At 58.7% G+C, this 22160-nt stretch carries 18 protein-coding genes and 1 pseudogene; 11 read left to right on the forward strand and 8 right to left on the reverse strand.

What is annotated here, in order from left to right; all coding sequences use genetic code 11:
* Positions 1–13 precede the first annotated feature (13 nt).
* The 11 genes from AC1ME2_RS27035 (at position 14) to AC1ME2_RS27085 (ending at position 14053) form a co-directional block, all read left to right on the forward strand.
* On the forward strand, positions 14–3787 hold the full coding sequence (locus AC1ME2_RS27035) for a nitrate reductase subunit alpha (RefSeq protein ID WP_480438286.1): 3774 nt from the start codon (positions 14–16) through the stop codon (positions 3785–3787).
* A 1-nt stretch (position 3788) separates the two neighbouring features.
* Positions 3789–5327: a nitrate reductase subunit beta gene (gene narH, locus AC1ME2_RS27040; RefSeq protein WP_480438288.1), complete on the forward strand. Its 1539-nt coding sequence runs from the start codon at positions 3789–3791 to the stop codon at positions 5325–5327.
* 2 nt (positions 5328–5329) lie between these two features.
* On the forward strand, positions 5330–6085 hold the full coding sequence (narJ, locus tag AC1ME2_RS27045) for a nitrate reductase molybdenum cofactor assembly chaperone (RefSeq protein WP_480438289.1): 756 nt from the start codon (positions 5330–5332) through the stop codon (positions 6083–6085).
* Entirely contained in the window at positions 6078–6758 is a 681-nt protein-coding gene (gene narI / locus AC1ME2_RS27050; protein WP_480438290.1) for a respiratory nitrate reductase subunit gamma, read from the forward strand. The genes narJ and narI overlap by 8 nt, the downstream gene beginning before the upstream one ends.
* 10 nt (positions 6759–6768) lie before the next feature.
* Positions 6769–7755: a peptidylprolyl isomerase gene (locus AC1ME2_RS27055; protein ID WP_480438292.1), complete on the forward strand. Its 987-nt coding sequence runs from the start codon at positions 6769–6771 to the stop codon at positions 7753–7755.
* 24 nt (positions 7756–7779) lie between these two features.
* Positions 7780–8772: a GTP 3',8-cyclase MoaA gene (gene moaA, locus AC1ME2_RS27060; protein WP_480438293.1), complete on the forward strand. Its 993-nt coding sequence runs from the start codon at positions 7780–7782 to the stop codon at positions 8770–8772.
* A 150-nt stretch (positions 8773–8922) separates the two neighbouring features.
* Positions 8923–10941 carry a ribonucleoside triphosphate reductase gene (locus AC1ME2_RS27065; RefSeq protein WP_480438294.1) on the forward strand — a complete coding sequence of 673 codons (2019 nt, stop codon included), beginning with the start codon at positions 8923–8925 and terminating at the stop codon, positions 10939–10941.
* A gap of 32 nt (positions 10942–10973) precedes the next feature.
* Positions 10974–11141 carry an anaerobic ribonucleoside-triphosphate reductase gene (gene nrdD / locus AC1ME2_RS27070; protein ID WP_219060010.1) on the forward strand — a complete coding sequence of 56 codons (168 nt, stop codon included), beginning with the start codon at positions 10974–10976 and terminating at the stop codon, positions 11139–11141.
* Positions 11138–11833, forward strand: coding sequence for an anaerobic ribonucleoside-triphosphate reductase activating protein (locus AC1ME2_RS27075; RefSeq protein WP_480438295.1), 696 nt, complete (start codon positions 11138–11140; stop codon positions 11831–11833). The genes nrdD and AC1ME2_RS27075 overlap by 4 nt, the downstream gene beginning before the upstream one ends.
* Before the next feature lie 252 nt (positions 11834–12085).
* Positions 12086–13705, forward strand: coding sequence for a methyl-accepting chemotaxis protein (locus AC1ME2_RS27080; protein ID WP_480438297.1), 1620 nt, complete (start codon positions 12086–12088; stop codon positions 13703–13705).
* A 129-nt stretch (positions 13706–13834) separates the two neighbouring features.
* Positions 13835–14053, forward strand: coding sequence for a DUF3079 domain-containing protein (locus tag AC1ME2_RS27085; RefSeq protein WP_480438298.1), 219 nt, complete (start codon positions 13835–13837; stop codon positions 14051–14053).
* Here AC1ME2_RS27085 and AC1ME2_RS27090 read toward each other — a convergent pair.
* The 8 genes and pseudogenes from AC1ME2_RS27090 to AC1ME2_RS27125 form a co-directional block, all read right to left on the reverse strand.
* On the reverse strand, positions 14045–16066 hold the full coding sequence (locus AC1ME2_RS27090) for a nitric oxide reductase activation protein NorD (RefSeq protein WP_480438299.1): 2022 nt from the start codon (positions 16064–16066) through the stop codon (positions 14045–14047). The genes AC1ME2_RS27085 and AC1ME2_RS27090 overlap by 9 nt on opposite strands.
* The gene (locus AC1ME2_RS27095; protein WP_480438300.1) at positions 16067–16885 is read right to left on the reverse strand and encodes an AAA family ATPase; all 819 of its coding nucleotides are present in this window, start codon (positions 16883–16885) and stop codon (positions 16067–16069) included.
* A complete protein-coding gene (locus tag AC1ME2_RS27100) occupies positions 16885–18255 on the reverse strand; it encodes a cbb3-type cytochrome c oxidase subunit I (RefSeq protein ID WP_480438302.1) in 1371 nt (456 codons plus the stop codon). The genes AC1ME2_RS27095 and AC1ME2_RS27100 overlap by 1 nt, the downstream gene beginning before the upstream one ends.
* 15 nt (positions 18256–18270) lie before the next feature.
* The gene (locus AC1ME2_RS27105; protein WP_480438303.1) at positions 18271–19143 is read right to left on the reverse strand and encodes a c-type cytochrome; all 873 of its coding nucleotides are present in this window, start codon (positions 19141–19143) and stop codon (positions 18271–18273) included.
* Positions 19144–19821: 678 nt separating this feature from the next.
* Entirely contained in the window at positions 19822–20499 is a 678-nt protein-coding gene (locus AC1ME2_RS27110; RefSeq protein ID WP_480438304.1) for an RES family NAD+ phosphorylase, read from the reverse strand.
* Complete coding sequence (locus tag AC1ME2_RS27115; protein ID WP_480438305.1) at positions 20499–20906, reverse strand: MbcA/ParS/Xre antitoxin family protein; 408 nt, start codon at positions 20904–20906, stop codon at positions 20499–20501. The genes AC1ME2_RS27110 and AC1ME2_RS27115 overlap by 1 nt, the downstream gene beginning before the upstream one ends.
* 115 nt (positions 20907–21021) lie before the next feature.
* A pseudogene (locus tag AC1ME2_RS27120) lies at positions 21022–21623 on the reverse strand (peroxidase-related enzyme).
* Complete coding sequence (locus AC1ME2_RS27125; RefSeq protein ID WP_480438307.1) at positions 21623–22132, reverse strand: CMD domain-containing protein; 510 nt, start codon at positions 22130–22132, stop codon at positions 21623–21625. The pseudogene AC1ME2_RS27120 and the gene AC1ME2_RS27125 overlap by 1 nt, the downstream one beginning before the upstream one ends.
* Between the last annotated feature and the right edge of the window lie 28 nt (positions 22133–22160).

Here is a 22160-nt window from a genome sequence, read left to right on the forward strand (position 1 = left end):
AGAGGAATACACCTTGAGTCATTTACTGGATCAACTGCGCTTTTTCAATCGCAAGCAAAACGAGTTTTCCGACGGTCACGGAGAGACCCGCAAGGAGTCCCGCGACTGGGAGAACGTCTACCGTTCGCGCTGGCAGTACGACAAGATCGTGCGTTCCACCCACGGGGTGAACTGCACGGGGTCCTGTTCCTGGAAAATCTACGTCAAAAACGGTCTGATCACTTGGGAAACCCAACAGACGGACTACCCGCGCACCCGCAACGATCTGCCCAACCATGAGCCCCGTGGCTGCCCGCGTGGTGCCAGCTACAGCTGGTACATCTATAGCGCCAACCGGCTCAAGTACCCGAAAATTCGCAAGCCATTGCTCAAACTCTGGCGCGATGCGCGGCAGACTATGGCACCGGTCGAAGCCTGGGCCAGTATCGTCGAGGACAAGGTCAAGGCCGACTCCTATAAAAGCAAACGCGGCATGGGTGGTTTCATTCGTTCCAACTGGGAGGAAGTCAACGAGATCATCGCGGCTTCCAATGTCTACACCATTAAGCAATATGGTCCTGACCGGATCGTCGGTTTCTCGCCGATTCCTGCCATGTCGATGGTCAGCTATGCCGCGGGTGCGCGTTACCTGTCGCTGATCGGCGGCGCGTGCCTGAGCTTCTATGACTGGTACTGCGACTTGCCACCGGCGTCGCCAATGGTCTGGGGCGAGCAGACCGACGTGCCGGAATCGGCTGACTGGTACAACTCCAACTACATCATTGCCTGGGGTTCCAACGTTCCTCAGACCCGTACCCCGGATGCGCACTTTTTCACCGAAGTCCGTTACAAGGGCACCAAAACGGTCGCCATTACTCCGGACTACTCGGAAGTGGCCAAGCTCACCGATCTGTGGCTCAACCCCAAGCAGGGCACCGATGCGGCGCTGGCCCAGGCGTTCAACCATGTGATCTTCAAAGAATTCCACCTGGACAAGCCAAGCGCCTATTTCACCGAATACGCCAAGCGCTTCACCGATTTGCCGGTGCTGGTACTGCTCAAGCAAATGGTCGATGTGGCACCAGGCGCCGGTTACCAGCCGGATCGCTTCTTGCGGGCCTCTGACCTGACCGATAATCTCGGCCAGGAAAACAACCCGGAATGGAAAACCATCGCCCTGGATGTCAGCGGTGAACTGGTTTCACCCCAGGGCTCCATCGGTTATCGCTGGGGCGAGAAGGGCAAGTGGAACATCCTCGCTCGTGAAGGCGGCGAAGGCCGTGAGATTGATCTGAAGCTGAGCCTGATCGGAGATGACGTTGCCGAAGTGGCGTTCCCGTATTTTGCCGGCGAGTCCCACGAACACTTCCAGCACGTCGCAGGCGATGCCGTGCAATACCGGCGAGTGCCGGTGCATAACGTGGTTCTGGCGGACGGCAGCGTGGCGAAAGTCGCCACCGTGTTCGACCTGTCGGCGGCCAATCTGGCGATCGATCGCGGCCTCGGCGGCGCTAACGTGGCCAAGGATTACGACGACGCCAACGTACCCGGTACCCCGGCCTGGCAGGAGCAGATCACCGGCGTCAGCCGCGAGAAAGCTATCCAGATCGCCCGTGAGTTCGCCGACAACGCCGACAAGACCAAGGGTCGCTCGATGATCATCGTCGGCGCGGCGATGAATCACTGGTACCACATGGACATGAACTACCGTGGGCTGATCAACATGCTCATGCTCTGTGGTTGTGTCGGCCAGACTGGTGGCGGTTGGGCGCACTACGTCGGTCAGGAAAAACTCCGTCCTCAATGCGGCTGGCTGCCGCTGGCGTTCGGCCTGGACTGGAATCGTCCTCCACGGCAAATGAACGGCACCAGTTTCTTCTATGCCCATAGCTCGCAATGGCGTCACGAGAAGATGAGCATGCACGACGTGCTCTCACCGCTGGCCGATAAAAGTCAGTTTCCCGAGCATGCCCTGGATTACAACATCCGCGCCGAACGCGCCGGTTGGCTGCCCAGCGCGCCACAACTGAACACCAACCCGCTGCATATTTGTCGTGACGCTGCCGCTGCGGGCATGGACCCCAAGGACTACGTGGTCAAGTCGTTGCAGGACGGTTCCCTACGGTTCTCTTGCGAACAGCCGGACAGCCCGGTCAACTTCCCGCGCAACATGTTTATCTGGCGCTCCAACCTGCTGGGCTCCTCGGGTAAAGGCCACGAGTACATGCTCAAGTACCTGCTCGGCACCAAAAATGGTGTGATGAACGAAGACATCGGCAAGGTTGGCGACTGCAAACCCGAAGAAGCGGAATGGGTGGACGAGGGCGCCATCGGCAAACTCGATCTGGTCACGACGTTGGACTTCCGGATGTCCTCGACCTGCGTCTACTCGGACATCGTGTTGCCGACGGCGACTTGGTACGAGAAAGACGACATGAACACCTCGGACATGCACCCGTTCATTCACCCGTTGTCGGCAGCCATCGACCCAGCCTGGGAATCGCGTTCGGACTGGGAAATCTACAAAGGCATCGCCAAGGCGTTCTCCAGCATGTCCGAAGGGCACCTGGGCGTTGAAAAAGATCTGGTGACCATCCCGCTGATGCACGACAGCGTCGGCGAACTGGCCCAGCCATTCGGCGGTACCGACTGGAAAAGTGCCGGCGTGGCCCCGGAGCCAGGCAAAAACGCCCCGAATCTGCACGTGGTGGAGCGTGATTACCCGAACATCTATAAGCAGTTCACTTCCCTTGGGCCCTTGCTCGAGAAAAACGGCAACGGTGGCAAGGGCATCAACTGGAACACCGACGAGGAAGTGAAATTCCTCGGTGAACTCAATCACCACGAAGGCGCAGCCGGTATCAGCCAAGGTCGGCCGAAAATCGACACGGCGATCGATGCCGCTGAAGTGATTCTGTCCCTGGCGCCGGAAACCAACGGTCAGGTGGCAGTCAAGGCGTGGGCCGCGCTGTCGGAATTCACCGGGATCGACCACAGCCACCTGGCGCTGTCCAAGGCCCACGAGGCGATTCGTTTCCGTGACATTCAGGCGCAGCCGCGCAAGATCATTTCCAGCCCGACCTGGTCGGGACTCGAAGACGATCACGTCAGCTACAACGCCGGCTACACCAACGTTCACGAAGGGATTCCATGGCGCACCATCACCGGTCGCCAGCAGTTCTATCAGGATCACCCGTGGATGCAGGCGTTCGGTGAGCAGTTGATGAGTTATCGGCCGCCGGTCAACACTCGCACCATCGAAGGGGTGAAAGGCAAACGCAGCAACGGCGAAATCGAAATCGTCCTGAACTGGATCACTCCGCACCAGAAATGGGGGATCCACAGCACCTACAGCGACAACTTGCTGATGCTCACCCTCAGCCGTGGCGGGCCGATTGTCTGGCTCTCGGAGATAGACGCGAAACGCGCCGGTATCGAAGACAACGACTGGATCGAGTGCTTCAACATCAACGGTGCGCTGACCGCCCGGGCGGTGGTCAGTCAGCGGGTCAAGGAAGGCATGGTGATGATGTACCACGCCCAGGAACGGATCATAAACGTACCCGGCTCGGAAACCACCAAGACCCGTGGCGGCCATCACAACTCGGTCACCCGCGTAGTGCTCAAGCCCACCCACATGATCGGTGGCTACGCCCAGCAAGCCTACGGTTTCAACTATTACGGCACGGTCGGCTGCAACCGCGATGAGTTTGTCGTGGTGCGCAAGATGGCCAAAGTCGACTGGCTCGATGGTTCATCCGGCGATGACCTGCCGCGTCCCCTGCCGACCGATATCGAGGAGAACTGAGATGAAGATTCGTTCACAAATCGGCATGGTTCTGAACCTGGACAAATGCATCGGTTGCCACACGTGCTCGATCACCTGCAAAAACGTCTGGACCAGTCGCGAAGGCATGGAATACGCCTGGTTTAACAACGTTGAATCGAAACCCGGGATCGGCTACCCGAAAGAATGGGAAAACCAGGACAAGTGGAAGGGCGGCTGGATCCGCAATGCCAACGGCACGATCAACCCGCGGATCGGCGGCAAATTCCGCGTATTGGCAAATATCTTCGCCAACCCGGACCTGCCAAGCCTCGACGATTACTACGAACCCTTCGACTTCGATTACCAGCATCTGCACACCGCACCGCTGGGCGAGCACCAACCAACGGCGCGGCCGCGCTCGCTGATCTCCGGCAAGCGTATGGAAAAAATCGAGTGGGGCCCAAACTGGGAGGAAATCCTCGGTACCGAATTCGCCAAACGACGCAAAGACAAGAACTTCGACAAGATCCAGGCGGACATCTACGGCGAGTACGAAAACACCTTCATGATGTATTTGCCGCGCCTGTGCGAGCACTGCCTCAACCCTACGTGCGCGGCGGCCTGCCCGAGCGGGGCGATCTACAAGCGCGAGGAAGACGGGATTGTCCTGATCGACCAGGAGAAATGCCGCGGCTGGCGGATGTGCATCAGTGGCTGCCCGTACAAGAAGATCTACTTCAACTGGAAAAGCGGTAAATCCGAGAAGTGCATCTTCTGCTACCCGCGTATCGAAGCCGGGATGCCGACGGTCTGTGCCGAAACCTGTGTCGGGCGGATTCGCTACCTCGGTGTGCTGCTGTATGACGCCGACCGCATCAGCGAAGTGGCGAGCACGGCGAATGAGCAGGATCTGTACGAAAAACAACTGGAGATCTTCCTCGACCCGAACGACCCGGCAGTGATTCGCCAGGCCCTGGCCGACGGTGTACCGCAGTCGGTGATCGATTCCGCACAACGTTCGCCGGTCTACAAAATGGCCGTGGACTGGAAGCTGGCGCTGCCGCTGCACCCGGAATACCGCACCTTGCCGATGGTCTGGTACGTACCGCCGCTGTCACCGATCCAGAACGCCGCAACCGCCGGCACCGTTGGCATGAACGGGGTGATCCCGGATGTCGACAGCCTGCGGATTCCGTTGCGTTACCTGGCCAACCTGCTGACCGCAGGCGATGAGAAGCCGGTCAAACGCGCGCTCAAACGCTTGCTGGCGATGCGTGCCTACAAACGTTCCGAACAAGTCGATGGCGTCCAGGACTTGCAAGTGCTTGCGGATGTTGGCTTGAGCGTGGCCCAGGTAGAGGAGATGTATCGCTACCTGGCGATCGCCAACTATGAAGACCGCTTTGTTGTACCTAGTGCGCACCGTGAAGACGCCATGAGCGATGCCTTTGCCGAGCGTTCGGGTTGCGGTTTCAGTTTCGGCAGCGGCTGCAGCGGCAGCTCCGACACCAACATGTTCGGGGCTAAGAAAGCCAACCGCCGCGACATCCTGAAAACCGTCCAGTTGTGGGAGGAATGAGCATGCAAATTCTCAAAGTGATTTCGCTGTTGCTCGATTATCCGACCGAAACGTTGATCGCCGGTCGTGAAGAACTGGAGCAGGCGATTATTCAGTCTCGGGAAATCAGCCCCAAGCAGCGCGGTGCGTTGTTCGAATTGCTTGAGCTGATCTGCGCCAATGACCTGATGGATGGGCAGGAGCACTACGGTGCGCTGTTTGGTCGGGGTCGCTCGCTGTCGCTGCTGCTGTTCGAGCATGTGCACGGCGAGTCCCGTGACCGTGGTCAGGCCATGGTCGACATGATGGCGCAATACGAGGAGGCCGGTTTTGCCATCGGCGTCAAAGAGCTGCCGGACTATATCCCGTTGTACCTGGAGTTCCTCTCTACCCGCGAAGACATCGAGGCTCGCGAGGGCCTGGCCGATGTTTCGCATCTGTTGGCCTTGTTGGCGGCACGTCTGGAAGAGCGTGAGAGTGTTTATGCCAGTTGCTTCCGGGCGCTGCTGCAGATCGCCGGAGCCGAGCCGCATCAGGCGGTGGCCGATCTGCGCGCACAGGTCGCAGCGGAACCCCGCGACGACTCGCTCGAAGCCCTCGACAAGATTTGGGAAGAAGAGGCCGTGGACTTTCTTCAGGCTGAACAGCAGGACCGTTGTGGCTCCCTGCCAAGTGCGCCGGGCAAGGCCCGTGAGGAAAGCGCGGTACCGCTGCACTGGGTCGATTTTCAGCATGAAGGGTTGGCCGCCATGCCAGCCGGGGAGGTAGGTAATGTCTAAATGGAATCTGTTGTTGTTCGGGGTCTACCCCTATGTCGCCCTGGCGATTTGCCTGCTTGGCAGTTGGGCACGCTTCGATCTCTCGCAGTACACCTGGAAGGCTGGCTCCAGTCAGATGCTCAACAATCGCGGGATGCGCGTGGCGAGCAACTTTTTCCACATTGGTGTGTTGTTCGTGCTGGCCGGGCACTTCGTCGGTCTGTTGACGCCGGCGTCGGTTTATCACCACCTGATCAGCACTGAGAACAAGCAGTTGCTGGCGATGGTCTCCGGTGGGTTTTTCGGGTTGTTGTGCCTGATTGGCCTGTTGATGCTGGTCAATCGACGGCTCACTGATCCACGGGTGCGCGCCACGTCCAGCCCTTCAGATATTTTGATTCTGCTGGTGCTGCTGGCGCAGTTGGTACTCGGCCTACTGACCATCGTGGCATCCACTGCGCATATGGACGGCTCGGTCATGGTGCTGCTCGCCGATTGGGCGCAGAACACCGTGCTGTTGCGTCCGATGGAAGCGGCAGCGTCCATCGAGCCCGTCGGCTTGACCTACAAACTGCACGTGTTTCTCGGCTTGACCCTGTTCGTGCTGTTCCCCTTTACCCGTCTTGTACACATGGTCAGTGCACCGATCTGGTACCTGGGACGGCGTTATCAAATCGTTCGGCAGAAAATCTGAGGAGGTAATCATGTCAGGTGGATGTGGATGTGGCGGCGGTAAAGGGGGCAGCGGTGGCTGCGGTTCTTCAATAAAAGCGGAGCCTACGGCGCCAGGCGTCGTGGACATCGCGCCAGTTGGGGCTGTGCAGTTTGAGCCGCTCCCGGTTGAACCAGGAGCAGTTGAACCTGAGGTGGTCAACGGTGCCCCGGTGCAGTTGATTGCCAGCAGCGAACAGGAATGGCCGATCATCAGCGTCAACGAGGTATCGATTACCCCCGAGGCCATGGCCCTGGAGCTGCAATATCACCCGGCCGAAAGCCGTGAGGAGGCGGTCTATCTGGCTGCCAGGGCGTTGGTGATCCGCGAGTTGTTGCAGCAGCGAATCGCCGAACTCGGCCTATTGTTGCAGGTCGGCGCCGGTGAGAACGAAGAGGAAGCGGCCACTCGTTTGTTGCTTGAACAGGAGGTGAAAGTGCCCCAGTGCGATGAGGCGACCAGTCTTCGTTACTACGAAAACAATCGCGGACGTTTCCACAGTGCGCCATTGCTGGCGGTGCGGCACATCCTGCTCGAATGTGCCCCGGACGACGCCGAGGTCCGTGGCCTGGCGCACGATCAGGCAGAAGTCCTGCTGCAGCGCCTCGGGGATTTCCCCGGTAGTTTCGCCCAGCTGGCGCTGAACTATTCGGCCTGTCCGTCGAAAGCTCAAGGAGGTTCCTTGGGACAGATAAGCAAGGGCCAGACTGTGCCGGAGCTGGAACGTCAGCTGTTCACCCTGGCGCCGGGGCTGGCCAGCAAACCGCTTGAGAGCCGTTATGGCTGGCATGTGGTCAGTGTCGATCAGCGGATCGAAGGTATGCCGTTGCCCTATGAGGTGGTTTCGACAGCGATTCGCACACAGCTGCAGCAAGGTGTCTGGCAGAAAGCCCTGGTGCAGTACCTGCAAACCCTGATCGGTGCTGCCGATGTTCGTGGCATCCACTTGCAGGGCGCCGACTCACCGCTGGTGCAGTGACCCTTTGGCAAACCGGGAGATGTAATGAGCGCTGTCATGCAGGATGGTTTTGGGCGGCAGATCGATTATCTGCGGATGTCGGTGACTGATCGTTGTGATTTTCGCTGTGTGTATTGCATGGCGAAAAATATGACCTTCCTGCCGCGTCAGCAAGTCCTGACGCTCGAAGAGTTGCAGCGCCTGGCGACGCTGTTTGTAGGTATGGGGGTGCGCAAAATCCGCCTGACCGGCGGCGAGCCGCTGATTCGCCCCGGTATTGTCGGGCTGTGCCGCACCATTGCCGCGTTGCCCGGTTTGCGTGAGCTGGTGATGACCAGCAACGGCTCGCAACTGGGCCGCTTGGCCCGGCCGTTGGCGGAGGCTGGGGTCAAGCGGATGAATATTAGCCTCGATAGCCTGGACGGGCAGAAATTTCGCGCCATCACCCGCAACGGCGATCTCGATCAGGTGCTTAACGGCATCGAAGCGGCTCGTGGTGCGGGCTTTGAGCGGATAAAACTCAATTGCGTGGTAATGAAAGGGCGCAACTTCGATGAAGTCCTGGGGTTGGTGCAGTACGCCATCGAGCAACACATCGATATCAGTTTCATCGAAGAGATGCCCTTGGGCGACGTCGGGCGTTCGCGGGGTGAATCGTTTTGCGCCAGCGACGAGGTACGTGCACTGATCGCTGGTCGTCATCGGTTGCTCGACAGTACCGAAAACAGCGGCGGACCTGCACGTTATGTTCGCCTGGAGCGCCACCCCGATACCCGGATCGGTTTCATTTCACCCAATAGCCACAACTTCTGCGGCAGCTGCAACCGGGTGCGTATGACCGTTGAAGGGCGGCTGTTGCTCTGCCTGGGTCAGGACGATGCCCTTGATTTGCGTGGTCTGCTGCGCCGCTATCCGCTGGACGACCAACCGGTGATCAACGCAGTGCGCCAGGCCTTGCTCGGCAAGCCGTTGCGCCACGATTTCAACCCCGAAGGCGAGGTGCAGATTCTGCGCTTCATGAGCATGAGTGGCGGTTGATCAACACTGTTTTCATGGCCGCCGAGTGCGGCTTTTTTTGCCGGAGATTCTTGACGTCGATCAAGTGCGAAACCGCCATTTTTCCGTAGTCTTTACTGCATGTTGTGTTTTTAAAGTTTAAAAAATCTATATGTAGTGTATGGGGGCCGAATGCAGAGCACATTGATTTCAGTAGGGTGTAACCGCTTGCACAAACGCGATGGCAGTCAGGTCGCCTTCGATGCAGACAAGATCCGTCAGGCGATCATCGCCACCGGCCGTGCCAGCGATGATTTCGTCGATGCGGCCATGGCCGAGGAGTTGCTCGATGCTGTGCTGGTCCATCTGGAGGATTTACCGGAGTTGCATGTCGAGCAGATCCAGGACCGGGTCGAACGGGTCTTGATGGAAGCCGGATTCTTTCAGGCCCTGCGTGCCTACATCGTCTATCGAGAGCAGCATGGACGCCTGCGCCGTGACCGCAAGGCGATCGTCGAGGTGGCTGCTTCGATGAACGAGTACCTGTCTCGCGAAGACTGGCGGGTGCAGGCCAACGCCAATCAGGGGTATTCGCTTGGTGGGCTGGTGCTCAATGTCTCCGGCAAGGTCACTGCCAATTACTGGCTGGATGAGGTGTACAGCGAGGCCATCGGTCAGGCCCACCGCGAGGCCGATCTGCATATCCATGATCTGGACATGCTCGCTGGATATTGCGCCGGTTGGTCGCTGCGCACTTTACTGCATGAGGGCCTCAATGGTGTGCCGGGCCGTGTAGAAGCGGGACCGCCGCAGCACCTGAGCAGTGCCCTGGGGCAGATGGTGAACTTTCTCGGCACCCTGCAAAACGAATGGGCCGGCGCTCAGGCGTTCAGCTCGTTCGACACCTATCTGGCGCCTTATGTGCGCAACGACCAATTGAGCTACAAGGAAGTCCGCCAGGCACTGCAAGAGTTCATCTACAACCTCAATGTGCCCTCGCGCTGGGGGACCCAGACACCGTTCACCAACCTGACGTTCGACTGGGTATGCCCGGAGGATCTACGTGAACAGATTCCCGTTGTCGGTGGAGTGGAAATGCCTTATGCCTACGGCGATTTGCAGGTTGAGATGGACCTGCTCAACCGTGCCTACATCGAGGTGATGCAGGCTGGGGATGCCAAGGGGCGCGTGTTCACCTTCCCGATCCCGACTTACAACATTACCCATGACTTTCCCTGGGACAGTGAAAATGCTGATCGCTTGTTCGAGATGACGGCACGTTATGGGCTGCCGTACTTCCAGAACTTTCTCAACTCGGACTTGCTGCCCAATCAGGTGCGCTCGATGTGTTGTCGTTTGCAACTGGATGTACGCGAGTTGCTCAAGCGCGGTGGCGGCTTGTTCGGCTCGGCGGAACAGACCGGCTCACTGGGCGTCGTTACCCTCAACTGTGCGCGTCTGGGCTATGTGTTCAAGGGCGATACCAGCGGCCTGCTGCGCCGCCTGGACACCCTGATGGAACTGGCGATGGAGAGCCTGGAGGTCAAGCGCAAGGTGATCCAGCACCACATGGACGCAGGTTTGTACCCTTACACCAAGCGTTACCTGGGCACCTTGCGCAACCATTTTTCCACCATTGGCCTCAACGGTCTGCATGAAATGCTGCGCAATTTCACTGGAGACGAGCAGGGCATGCACACCGAACAGGGCCGGCAATTTGCCCTGAAACTGCTGGACCATGTGCGCGCCACCTTGCTGCGTTTCCAGGAAGAAACCGGCCACCTCTACAACCTCGAAGCCACCCCTGCCGAGGGCACCACCTACCGTTTCGCCAAGGAAGACCGCAAACGTTATCCCGATATTCTCCAGGCCGGTAGCGTTGAGGCGCCGTATTACACCAATTCTTCGCAACTGCCGGTGGGCTACACCGACGATCCTTTCGAGGCTCTGGAGCTTCAGGACGAACTGCAATGCAAATACACCGGCGGTACGGTGCTGCACCTGTACATGGCAGAGCGGATTTCCTCGGCCGAGGCCTGCAAGCAGCTGGTGCGCAAGGCCCTTGGACGTTTCCGCCTGCCTTACCTGACCGTGACCCCAACGTTCTCCATCTGCCCGGTGCACGGCTACCTCGATGGTGAGCATGAGTTCTGCCCCAAATGCGACGAGGTATTGCTGTTGCGCGAGCAGAAACTCTGCGCCGTTCATTGATTTCGATTCACTCAACCGCAAGGAACTTCACCATGAATGCATCGCAAACCCTGCCCCAGGCTCAACGTCAACGCTGCGAAGTCTGGACCCGGGTGATGGGCTATCACCGCCCGGTATCGGCGTTCAACCCGGGCAAGCAGTCCGAGCATCGCGAGCGGGTCCATTTCACTGAAAGTGCGGCGCTGGCCGGGCGCCAATGAGTCGAACGCTTCGGGTCGGGGGCATGGTGCCCCTGACCACCCTCGACTATCCGGGACAGCTGGCCTGCGTGTTGTTTTGCCAGGGTTGCGCCTGGCGTTGTCGTTATTGCCATAACCCGCAATTGATCCCGCCTCGCGGCAGCGAAGAAGTGGATTGGTGTCAGGTGCTGGCGTTTCTGCGACGTCGTCAGAGCTTGCTCGATGCCGTGGTTTTCAGCGGCGGTGAGCCAACGCTGCAGGACGGCTTGCCTGGCGCCATGGAAGAAGTGCGGGAGATGGGATTTCGTATCGGTTTGCACAGCGCCGGAATCAAACCGGCCGCCTTTGCCAAGGCCGTTAGAGGGGCCGATTGGGTCGGCTTCGATATCAAGGCGTTGCCTGAGGATTGTCAAACCATTACCCGGGTCGGGGGCAGCGGTGCCGCCAACTGGCTGAGCCTGGAGCATCTGTTGGCCAGCGGTGTCGACTATGAGTGTCGCACTACAGTGCATTGGCACTTGTTCGACCCGGCCCGGTTGTTGACCCTGGCCCGGCGTTTGAGTGCTCAAGGGGTCAAATGTTTTGCCGTGCAGTTGGTCAGGACCGCGCGGATGCTTGATCCGTATTTATCGAGCGTTTCTGCACCGGCGGAGCAAGCCGAGTTGTGGGCCGCCATGCGGGAGTTGTTTCCGCAATTTGTATTACGAGGGTAGGCAATACTGTGGTTGATGATCACCGGTTGCGCAACGTGACGACCGGCTACCCGCCCCGCAACTGTAACCGACCACAAACAGCCATTAATCACCAGATCGGTGAGCACCAGAAGGTAATAAGATGTTTGACCCGCGTCCAGAGAGTGAATGTTCCACGGGTAAACCTGTTGTAGGTGGATGTGACGCTTGTTTGCACATAAGGCTTTCAATTGTTCAACCGACAGCGCAGGTATCAATCGGGGGGCATTTGCCATGCCCAAGCTAAGTACCGCCAAACGCATTGTGATGGGCTTTGCCATTGCACCGCTGGCGCTGATGGGCCTGGCGTTATATGCGCTGCACGATCTGGCAATGCTGAAGGATCAGGCGGTCATTATCGTCCAGCAGGACTGGCCGAAAATCTCCCCGATCATGGTCATTGCCAACGGCGTACGGGATAACGCCAGGAGCACCCGGGATTTGCTGATCGACAAAGACAATCAGCTCGTGCAGCAGTCTATCGAGACCACTAAAAAACGTATCACTCAGGCACTCGATACGCTGGAGCCTCTGTTCTATTTGCCTGACGGTAAGATCGCCTATTCGACCCTGAAAAAGAATCGCGAGGCCTATGTGGCCGCGTTCACCCAAGTGCAGGTGTCGATCAGGCAAGGCGCCTTCGATGACGCGATGGCGCAGCTGAAACAGAACGTCATTCCCGCCGAACTTCAGGTCTATAAAAGTCTGGATGACCTGATGGCGCTGCAAGGACGCATATTTGCTGACCGTGAAAAAGCCGCGAAAATTCTGTACAGCGATGCGCGGCTTAACATGCTGGGGCTGTCTTTTTTCTGTTTGGCGTTGGTCATTGCCGCAGCGCTTGTCGTGACTCGCAGTGTGACCAGACCCTTGGGGGGCGAGCCAGATGATGCGGCGCGGGTCTTGAGTCAAATCGCTCAGGGCGACCTCACGATTCAAGTACCTGTAAGCTCAAGTGTCGACGGCAGCGTGATGATGAACATGCATCAGATGCAGCAAAGTCTGAATGCGATGGTCAAGCACATCGCTACGTCGGTTGATCGGGTGGCCTGTTCCTCTGAAGAACTGAGTGCGGTCAGCAGTCAGACCAGCAGTAATCTGCAGTTGCAGGGCCTGGAGATCGAGCAGGCTGCGGCGGCAGTGAATCAGATGACTGCGGCGGTCGACGAAGTGGCGCGCAATGCTGTCAGCACCTCCGAAGCCTCACGACAGTCCGAGCAAACCGCGCAGCGCGGCCGTGAACAGGTTCAGGAAACGGTCGTTTCAATCGGCGAACTGGCCAACGGAGTGACCGATACCTCTGCGTGCATCCAGCAACTGGCCGGCCGGGTGGAAGATATCAGTAAGGTCCTGGATGTTATCCGCAGCATTGCTGACCAGACCAATTTGCTGGCCCTCAACGCTGCGATTGAAGCGGCTCGGGCAGGCGAAGCCGGAAGAGGTTTTGCCGTCGTCGCCGATGAGGTCCGGGCGCTGGCCCACCGAACTCAGGTGTCTACCCAGGAAATCGAGCAGATGGTTGGCAATATTCGTATTGATACCAGCCATGCGGTCAGCGCCATGCAAAGCAGCAGCAGTCTGGTCCTCGCCACCCTTGAAGTCGCACAGCGGTCGGGCGACGCTCTGGACGAAATCACCCGGTCTATCTCGCAGATCAATGAACGTAACATGATGATTGCCAGCGCCACTGAGCAACAGGCATTGGTGGCCCGTGAAGTAGATCGCAATCTGATCGGCATTCGTACCTTGTCCGAACAGGTTTTGCTGGGCGCTCAGCACACCAACACTGCCGGTCAGGAGCTGGCGCAGATGGCGGGAGCGCTGCACGAAACCGTGGCGCGATTCAAAATCTAGACAGTGAGAGGTCCGGCGCAGTCTTTGTGGCGCACGAACCTGAATGCGTGGTTCTTGATTCGTATCAAGCGTATTTCCGGGCAGGCCCTATAGGCTGGAGGCACTCCTATACGTTACTTGGGGATTGACATGGCCAAGAATTTTCCCATACACCCAAAGCACCCCGAGCGTATCTGCTGGGGCTGTGACAGGTACTGTCCGGCAAGTTCCATGGCGTGTGGAAATGGTTCCGATCGCACGATGCATCCGGCCGAGATGATCGGAGACGATTGGTATTTGCATGGTGACTGGGGCATTGACCCGCTAATCGCGACAGATAAAACGTCGGATGAGAAGCTGTCAGGCTGATACCAGCCGCTTGATCCATTCGAGCAGTACGCCGGGCAGCAGTTCGGGTTTGGGCAGCAAGGCGTACTGCCGGGAGCCGAATACCGCTGGCAGGTAGTTCGCAGCCTGGCGATCAATGGTCAAACAAAAGGGGTGGATGCCTTGCAATTTGGCTTCGGTAACCGACTGACGCATGTCTTCCACGCCATAGCGGCCCTCGTACTCGTCAACATCGTTCGGCTTACCGTCAGACAGCAGTAACAGGAGCCTGTGTGTGGCCGCTTCGCGCATCAGCAAGGTGCTGGCGTGACGAATGGCAGCGCCGGCCCGGGTGTAGCGTTCCGGTTCGAGTGCAGCGATGCGCTGACCGATCTCATGGCTATAGCGTTCATCGAATGCTTTAAGCGTGCGTATCGTGACCCTCTGCGGCCCTTCACCGGAGAACGCCAGCACGCTATAGGGTTCGCCCAGGCTCTCCAGTGCCAGGCAGACCAGGAGCAAGGCCTCGCGCTCGACGTCGATGATACGTCGATGCTGGGAAAGCCAGCCATCGGTGGAGCCACTGACGTCGATCAGTAGCATGATCGTCATGTCACGCCTGGTGCGGCGCTGGGTCTGATACAGCGCTTGCGGCATGCTCAGGCCCGCGCGGGCTTCGGCACAGCCGTCTATATAGGCTTCCAGATCGATATCGTCGCCATCGAGTTGTTTGCGCAGTCTGAGGCGTTGGGCGCGCAACCTTTCGAATTGCCGACGGATACCGTCGAGCATTGAACTATGGGTCTTGAGGGTTTGTTCTACCCATTGCTGCGGGCCTTGCCGGGCGGTGCTCAGTTGCAGGGTCGCGCCGGGGTCGCGGTAGGCCTGAGTGCGGTAATCCCATTCGGGGTAGCTGATTGCGCCGTTTGCGCCGGTCGGCGGGCCACGTCGAACGTGCGTTTCTGGCGGGTCGTCGCAGAGCAGTACTTCCTTCGGACGACTTGGCGTGACCACCAGTCGGGCTTCGTTCAGCTCCGACAGTGAGTCGGCAAAATCAGCGGCCGGAATCTCGGTATCCCGGTCTGTGGGGCGCTGCATACCCATGGGGTCTTCAGCATGTTCCAGCGGTTCGGCGGGTTGCACCATCCACAGGCCTTGCTCCTGATCGTCGTCCTCGTCTGCACCGACCTTACGTACATTTGGCCGGCGCGGGAGATGAGCGCTGCGTGGCAGGACATCGTCGGCTTCGAGCCCAGCGGATGTCGCCGGTGCCTCCAGGTGGGTTATCGGTGAGCGAAGATCGCCAGTCCAGACGTCGAGCAGCAGCGGATGGCCGCCAGCCCGGCGGGCTGGTTCGGGCAGTGTGAGGCGTGCAGCGAGTGTTGCTGACTGTCGCAGCGAATCGGTCGCGGTGACGGGTATCGGCAGATTCTCGAGAGGCTGGCCGCATTCGCTGCGCAGCAGTGAACGAAGGAAGCTTTCCAAGGGTTGACGCTGGCTGGGGAGGGTGTACAGAACGGGACGATTAGCCAAGGCATGCTCGCGTAACCGATGGATCGATGCAGCGAGCCCAGGTAGTTGCTGCACAAGATCAGTGTCCGCCGCCCAGGCTTCGAGGAGTAGATAGAGGCTGCGCTGCAGTGGGTCGTCAAGGACGGGCAGGTGGACAGCACTGCCCCGCCGGGCACGCATGGCCTGTTGCAAAGCAAGGGTTCGATAACGTTCCAGGGCGCGTGGGGTATCGTCACTGTCCAGTTGCCCCGGCAGCCATATATGTACGCCATCGGTGGCGGGGACGGCGCTCTGCTGGCAGAGACTTTCGTTACGCAGGAAGAGCTTTTTCAGCAGAGTGGGTGGCGAGGGTGGTTGTGCGACGCGAAGCGAATAGGTGGTGCCAAACACGGCCTTGATCAGCAGATCGAGGTGTTGTGCGACATCTCCCAGGGTGACGATTTTAGCGGTGTCCGTGGAACCATGGTGACGTCGCCATAGCGCCTGGGCATATACCGTGGCATGGCGTGCGGCATCGGTGATGAGGTCCTCGGCTTCGGCCATCTAGATGAACGTCAGGTCGACGAGGTCGAGCATGGCGCCGACCAGCACGGCATCATCGGACAGCGGCGAGATCAACGCGGCCCGACAGGCAGCGGGCGCGGCAATGCCACTCTTGATCAGACGGGCGCTGGCGATCAGCAGACGCGTACTGGGGACTTCTGCCAGTCCACGGTCGTGCAAGGCGCGCAGTCGGTGAGCGAGGGAGACCAAGGCGTGAGCGGTGGCATGATCGATTCCACCTTCATGCATGACGATTGCGACCTCGCGCTCGGCCGGCGGAAACTCGAAATCAAGGGCCACGAAGCGCTGTCGCGTGCTCGGCTTCAAATCCTTGAGTATTCGCTGATAGCCTGGGTTATAGGACACCACCAGTTGGAAATGTGGCGAGGCTTCGAGGATCTCACCCATTTTGTCCAGCGGCAGGATGCGCCGGTGGTCGGTCAGTGGGTGCAGGACGACAATGGTGTCTTGCCGCGCTTCGACCACTTCGTCCAGGTAACAAATGGCACCTTCGCGTACCGCCCGGGTCAGTGGACCCTCCGTCCAATAGGTACCTTCGTGACCGATCAGGAAACGTCCGACGAGGTCGCTGGCACTCAGGTCGTCATGGCAAGAGATGGTGATCAGCGGACGTTTGAGGCGCCAGGCCATGTATTCTACGAAGCGGGTTTTACCACAGCCGGTCGGTCCCTTGAGCATGATCGCCAATTGTTGCGCATGGCATTGCTCGAAGATCACCACCTCATCGCCCGAGGGCTGGTAATAGGGCTCCGCTTCCTCCTCGTCAGTTTTTTGGTACTGCGCCCGCGAATGCTCCATTACAGTACTGCACCTGAGACCTGGGGTGTCGCTCGGGCGGGATCGGCTTCATCGATATTGAAATTCGGCGCGTGGCGAAAGAATTCGAAGATGAACAGTCCTGCACCCAAGGAGAACATCGACGCCGTGGCGATCAGCATCAGGAAATGCACCTGGATCTTTAACTGCACGTCCAGATAGCCCATGCCGAGAATGCGTTCGAGGTAGACCTGGCCAATGCCCGCTGTGGCGAATGACAGGGTCATGCCGAACATGCCGCCCAGTTGCAGCCAGAACGCCCAGTAACCGATGCTGCTTTCCTCCACCGGGCGGCGAGTCATGCCGGGCAGGGCAAAGGTGATCATGGCCAGGATGATCATGGCGTATGCCCCATAGAAGGCTGCGTGCCCGTGCATGGCGGTAATCAGGGTGCCGTGGGTCCACTTGTTGACATCGGGGAAGGTGTGGGCCAAGCCCAGGAGGCCGGCACCGAACAAGGTGAACACCGCACTGCCGAGGGTCCAGTGCAACGCCAGTTTGTTGGGGTGAGCGAGCCCGGAGCGGCGCATCGCGTTGTAGGCATATATCGCCATGCCGATCAGCGCCGCCGGTTCCAGCGCGCTGAAGAAGCCGCCGAGGGGCAGCCAGTAGTGGGGAACGCCGATCCAGTAATAATGGTGTGCGGTGCCGAGGATGCCGGCGATGAACACCAGGCCGACGATTACGTACAGCCACTTCTCCATCACCTCACGGTCGGCCCCGGACAGCCTGATCAGCAGATAAGCGAGGAAGCCGCCCTGGATCATTTCCCACACGCCTTCGACCCACAGGTGGATCGTCCACCAGCGGTAGTAGATGGACACTACGTAGTTCTCGTATTCCAGCAGCGCCGGCAGATAGAGCACGGCGGCGCTGGCCAGACCCAGCAACAGCACGCCTTCAGTGGCGGTGAAACGCCCGGCTTTCTTGATCGTCATGCCGATGTTGTAGAGGAACATCAACATGCAAATCACAATCACGATCTTGTGTGGCAGCGGCTGTTCAAGCAACTTGTTGCCGGTGCCATAACCGAATAGGTAACCCACCACGGCGGTGACCCCCATGGCCGTCCACAATCCGAGCTGGATGTAGGCCAGCCGGGTGCTGTACAACTCACCGCGCGATTCGTCCGGCACCATCCAATAGGTGGCGCCCATGAACCCGGTCAGTACCCAGACGATTAACAGGTTAGTGTGGATGACCTTGGTCACATCGAAGGGCAGCACGTTCAGCAATGGGTCTGGCCCCAGGTACTTCGCTGCCGAGAGCAGGCCGAATACCAGTTGCAGGCCGAACAGCACCATGGCAACGGCAAAATACCAATAGGCGACGGATTGAGATCTGTAGCGCATGGTCATCCCCTGCGATTACTGGAAGGACGCCAGGTAGGCGACCAGTTGATCGATCTGTTCGGGTGTCAGGGTTTTGGCGAAGGTGTCGGGCATGAAAGACATGCCGTTGGCGGAATACATTTCGCCGGGATGGAGATAGACGCTCGGCGTGACGATGGACTCGCGAATGAAGCCTTCGGCGTCCTTCGCGTGGCCCTTATAGTCGGCGGAGGCGATGATCTGCTTGGCCCTGGTTGCTATTCCGGCGAGCGACGGCCCGGCGAGATTGACCCCGGGTGCAATGGAGTGGCACGCACTGCACAGTGGCGTTGCCGTCTTTTGAAAAAGCTCCTCGCCCAAGGCGATAGGATCTTCCTTGCTGGAAGCCGGGTGGGCACCGGGTGCTGGTTGACTGCCAGCGTTTTTGCTCTCGGAGACATTCTGCTGTGCCACGGTGAGGTTCATGCCGGGGATCGATGAGCCGGCGACGAGAATGGGCCGTGGTGGCCAACCCTGATTGTCGACCTTACTCACCCAGCTGAGGAAGGTGATCAAGTCAGCGATTTCCTCGTCGCCCAGTTTCAGGTTCGGCATCAGTCGGCGATTGCGCTGCTCATCGTAGAACTTCGAGGGATCCTTGAGGAAGGCGGTGAGATAGGGTGCGCCGCGTTGCTGGGAGATTTTCGTCAGGTCCGGGGCGTAATAGGCGCCTTCACCGAACAAGGTGTGGCAATTGATGCAATTATACTTATGCCAGACATCTTTGCCGTGAGTGACTTGTGGCGTGATCTGCCCGGCATTGGTCAGGGTGGGAAACTGTCGGTGGCTGTCGACCGTCATGCCAAGAAATACCACCGCGGCGATAGCAGTCGATATCAGGGCGAATGAGCGTGTTTGACGTTTGTTCATGACAAACCCTCTATACGCCGATACCGGTCCAATAGGTGATGCCGATAGCTACGGCATAAACGAACGCGCCGGTCATCAGCGCGAGCACTGCATAGCTGACTATCTTTAGAGCTTTTTGCACGGCTGCCTCCCGGGTTGAAAGTGCAGTTGAAAGTTGCGCCATATGACGTCCAGTCAATGGGGGCGAAAGAGAGTCAGCAACACAGTGGAATCTTCCAGGGCCCGCATATCATGCATGACGCCACCCGCCAGGTAGATCAGGTCGTCCCGCCCCAGGGATTTCCAGTCGCCATCGGTCTTTACTTCGATCGACCCTTTGAGGCAATGCAGAGTGAATGGGCCATCCAGCGCGTGCTACGGGACGGCCTTTCTCGCATTCAGGAAGAGGCGGATGACCTCGATTTCTGCTGCGCTGACGATGGCTTGGGATCTGGATTCAGAGATCTGCGAATAGGCAGTATAAATATTAACGATCTCACCCGACTCCGCATGTTTAAGTGCCATGGCTACTCTTCGTCCATTAAGTGAGCTTGAGGCTAGTTAGGCTTTTTACCGCTGTCAAGAAGTCGGGCGGGGTGGGAAGGGGTAGATCGTGGCAGCTGCGCGGGTGTTCTCAACATACAAATCAAAGGTTGATATTCGACACGCGTTATCGGTACACCGGCCTCGAAGCAGTGATCACAACTGAGTAATTTCGAAGAAGTACCCGATTTTCTGGCTCCTGGCCTCCCATACGTAGCGGATGTGTTTGCCCTGCACAGGTATGGACACTGCTGGGGGGCGGAATGCGGCTATGCACTCATGGCCATTTGCGCGAACGCTGCTGTACAGGAGTCCCCACGATTTCTCCTCACGGAGCTTTTTGGCAAATGCTTGTGCAGGACCATAATTGGCAGGATCAGGGTCATGCAAGTGAGCAAAGCCTGCGCGAATGTCGTGCATCGGTTTGACGACCTTGTTCACGTAGGTGCGCATGGTCAGCTCTACATCGGGTTCATGGGTCGCCGCGAGGAATCGCTCCTGGTGGAAGCTGGTCTCGGCGATGGCTGCGCTTTGGCTGCTGGCCGCGTAGTAGAGACCGAACGTTCCATCGGTGAACCGGCTGACCCTTCCAATGTGGGTGAACGCGGCCATGACAGGCGTTGAACCGTGGCCTGATACACGGTCTTCAGGGGCTACCCGGCTGATAATGCCCACTTCTTCGGCCAGTCGGTCATTGGTCAGAGACTCCAGTGCATACGACATTTGCAGCTCAGCAGGGTCGAGGATGTCTTCGAAGAGGGTGATCGGCGGGAACGAACTGCTGATCACTCGGTAAGCACTGTCCCAAACGGGTATCTCCAGCTTCTCAGCCATTAACCACGCACCCCATCCAGATAACGGCGAACGTCTGCAATATCGACCACACGACCCGCAAGCATGTACTTGAGCGCCGTCTGGCCGTTGAAGGGTGCGGCCGTGTTCGGACTGTTGACCCAGGCATACACGCGGTCGCGGTTGTTGCTGAAAATGATGCTGAGTGCTTTGTGGATGCCCATCAGGTAAGAGATACGCTCCAGCGTATCGTGTGGCAGCCGCACGCTTGGAATGCGTCGGTATTTGTAAAAGGTCGTGGTGCTGATAGACCCCAACAACGCACGCTGCTGATCTGCCGAGCAGTGCCAGTGTTCCATGAGGCCGAAAAAAAACTTCAGCGCGACCCGCCCAGCCTCTGGGCTATCAATGTCATTTGTAGCGCTGCGGGCGTGGTTTGCCGTGACCATGAGGGTTCTCCTGAGAGATAAATGACTCAACTCAGTGTATTACGCATACGAAAATAAACAAGTCATCTGTACGTATGCGTAAATTCTTGATTGTGTGTTCACGACGCTGCGCACTCTAGGGTGCAGAACCGCTAGGGGGACTGAATACGGGTTCACCGAGGTTGAGCATCAGCCGGTTGGCCCAGGCGAAAATGGCAATGGCGTGGATCAGGTCGAGGATCTGTCCGTCGTCCAGGCCTTGTTCACGAAGCAGTGCAAGGTGGCCCGGAGTCACGGCCGCCGGTCCAAAGTCAGGTCGATGGAAAAGCGCACGATGGCCCGTTCGCGTGGCGTGGTGCCAGCGGTTTCGGGATCAGCAAAAACCTGCGCGATCACATCGTTGCGCTTGGCCAGTTGCTCGAAACGCTGGGCGTGCACCGATGCGCAGTACACACACTGGTTCACGCGCGACACCACGGTGCTCGCTAGCTCACGCTCGGCCCGCGATAGGCCGCCGGGCGCGAACATGATGGCGTTGAAGGCCCGCGAGCGCTGGCGCAGGATCTCCGGATGATGCACTAACGTCAGGTAATAGTCCGAGGTCGTGGCCTCAGGGTGGCTTTCTTCCAGCACCGCTAGCTGTGCCGGGGTCGCCTGCTCCAGCTGTAGCGTGTCAAGCCAGGCCTGCCACCCCAACACTGCAGTGGTGAACCCGGCAATATTGATTACATCACTCATCAGCGTGTAGCTCCTTGCAAAGCCTTCAATCCGGCGGTCAGACGAACCTGATACGACAGGTAGGCGATCAACTGGCCCAACGCCACTATTTCCAACGTGTTCAGCCCAGCCGCTTTCAGCGCGAGCAGCGCGCTGCCGTCGCCTTCGACCGGTGCCTGGATCAAGGTCGCAGTGAATGCGAGGATCGCTGACAGCCGAGGCTCGGCGATAGCCTGCAGATTGTTTTCGGCCAATGCTTGCAGCACCTGCTTTTCAGCACCCTGCAGTTGTTGACGGTAGTGTTCGGCCAGCAACGGCTGCGGCGTCATCAGGCAAGCGTAATACGCCACCAGCAAACGCTCTTCCAGGTTCAGGCCATCGGCCAGCTGCGCGTCGAGGAACAGCTCCTGGCTGCTCTGAGTGGCCGCGACCACTTTGGCCTGGGCGTGACGGACGTCATGCAGGGCGCTGCCGGGGACGATGCCCAGCAACGAATCCAGCAGGTCGACGGGGTGTGCAAGTGTGCTCACCCGTGGTCGTCCGCGCGATGGGGTGATG

Source organism: Pseudomonas sp. ASL9 (genome assembly GCF_056680335.1).

Excerpts from the sequence above, each read along its gene's own strand:
- narH (WP_480438288.1), top strand. The coding sequence starts at position 3,789 with ATGAAGATTCGTTCACAAATCGGCATGGTTCTGAACCTGGACAAATGC.
- narJ (WP_480438289.1), top strand. The coding sequence starts at position 5,330 with ATGCAAATTCTCAAAGTGATTTCGCTGTTGCTCGATTATCCGACCGAA.
- narI (WP_480438290.1), top strand. The coding sequence starts at position 6,078 with ATGTCTAAATGGAATCTGTTGTTGTTCGGGGTCTACCCCTATGTCGCC.
- AC1ME2_RS27055 (WP_480438292.1), top strand. The coding sequence starts at position 6,769 with ATGTCAGGTGGATGTGGATGTGGCGGCGGTAAAGGGGGCAGCGGTGGC.
- moaA (WP_480438293.1), top strand. The coding sequence starts at position 7,780 with ATGAGCGCTGTCATGCAGGATGGTTTTGGGCGGCAGATCGATTATCTG.
- AC1ME2_RS27065 (WP_480438294.1), top strand. The coding sequence starts at position 8,923 with ATGCAGAGCACATTGATTTCAGTAGGGTGTAACCGCTTGCACAAACGC.
- nrdD (WP_219060010.1), top strand. The coding sequence starts at position 10,974 with ATGAATGCATCGCAAACCCTGCCCCAGGCTCAACGTCAACGCTGCGAA.
- AC1ME2_RS27075 (WP_480438295.1), top strand. The coding sequence starts at position 11,138 with ATGAGTCGAACGCTTCGGGTCGGGGGCATGGTGCCCCTGACCACCCTC.
- AC1ME2_RS27080 (WP_480438297.1), top strand. The coding sequence starts at position 12,086 with ATGCCCAAGCTAAGTACCGCCAAACGCATTGTGATGGGCTTTGCCATT.
- AC1ME2_RS27085 (WP_480438298.1), top strand. The coding sequence starts at position 13,835 with ATGGCCAAGAATTTTCCCATACACCCAAAGCACCCCGAGCGTATCTGC.
- AC1ME2_RS27090 (WP_480438299.1), bottom strand. The coding sequence starts at position 16,066 with ATGGCCGAAGCCGAGGACCTCATCACCGATGCCGCACGCCATGCCACG.
- AC1ME2_RS27095 (WP_480438300.1), bottom strand. The coding sequence starts at position 16,885 with ATGGAGCATTCGCGGGCGCAGTACCAAAAAACTGACGAGGAGGAAGCG.
- AC1ME2_RS27100 (WP_480438302.1), bottom strand. The coding sequence starts at position 18,255 with ATGCGCTACAGATCTCAATCCGTCGCCTATTGGTATTTTGCCGTTGCC.
- AC1ME2_RS27105 (WP_480438303.1), bottom strand. The coding sequence starts at position 19,143 with ATGAACAAACGTCAAACACGCTCATTCGCCCTGATATCGACTGCTATC.
- AC1ME2_RS27110 (WP_480438304.1), bottom strand. The coding sequence starts at position 20,499 with ATGGCTGAGAAGCTGGAGATACCCGTTTGGGACAGTGCTTACCGAGTG.
- AC1ME2_RS27115 (WP_480438305.1), bottom strand. The coding sequence starts at position 20,906 with ATGGTCACGGCAAACCACGCCCGCAGCGCTACAAATGACATTGATAGC.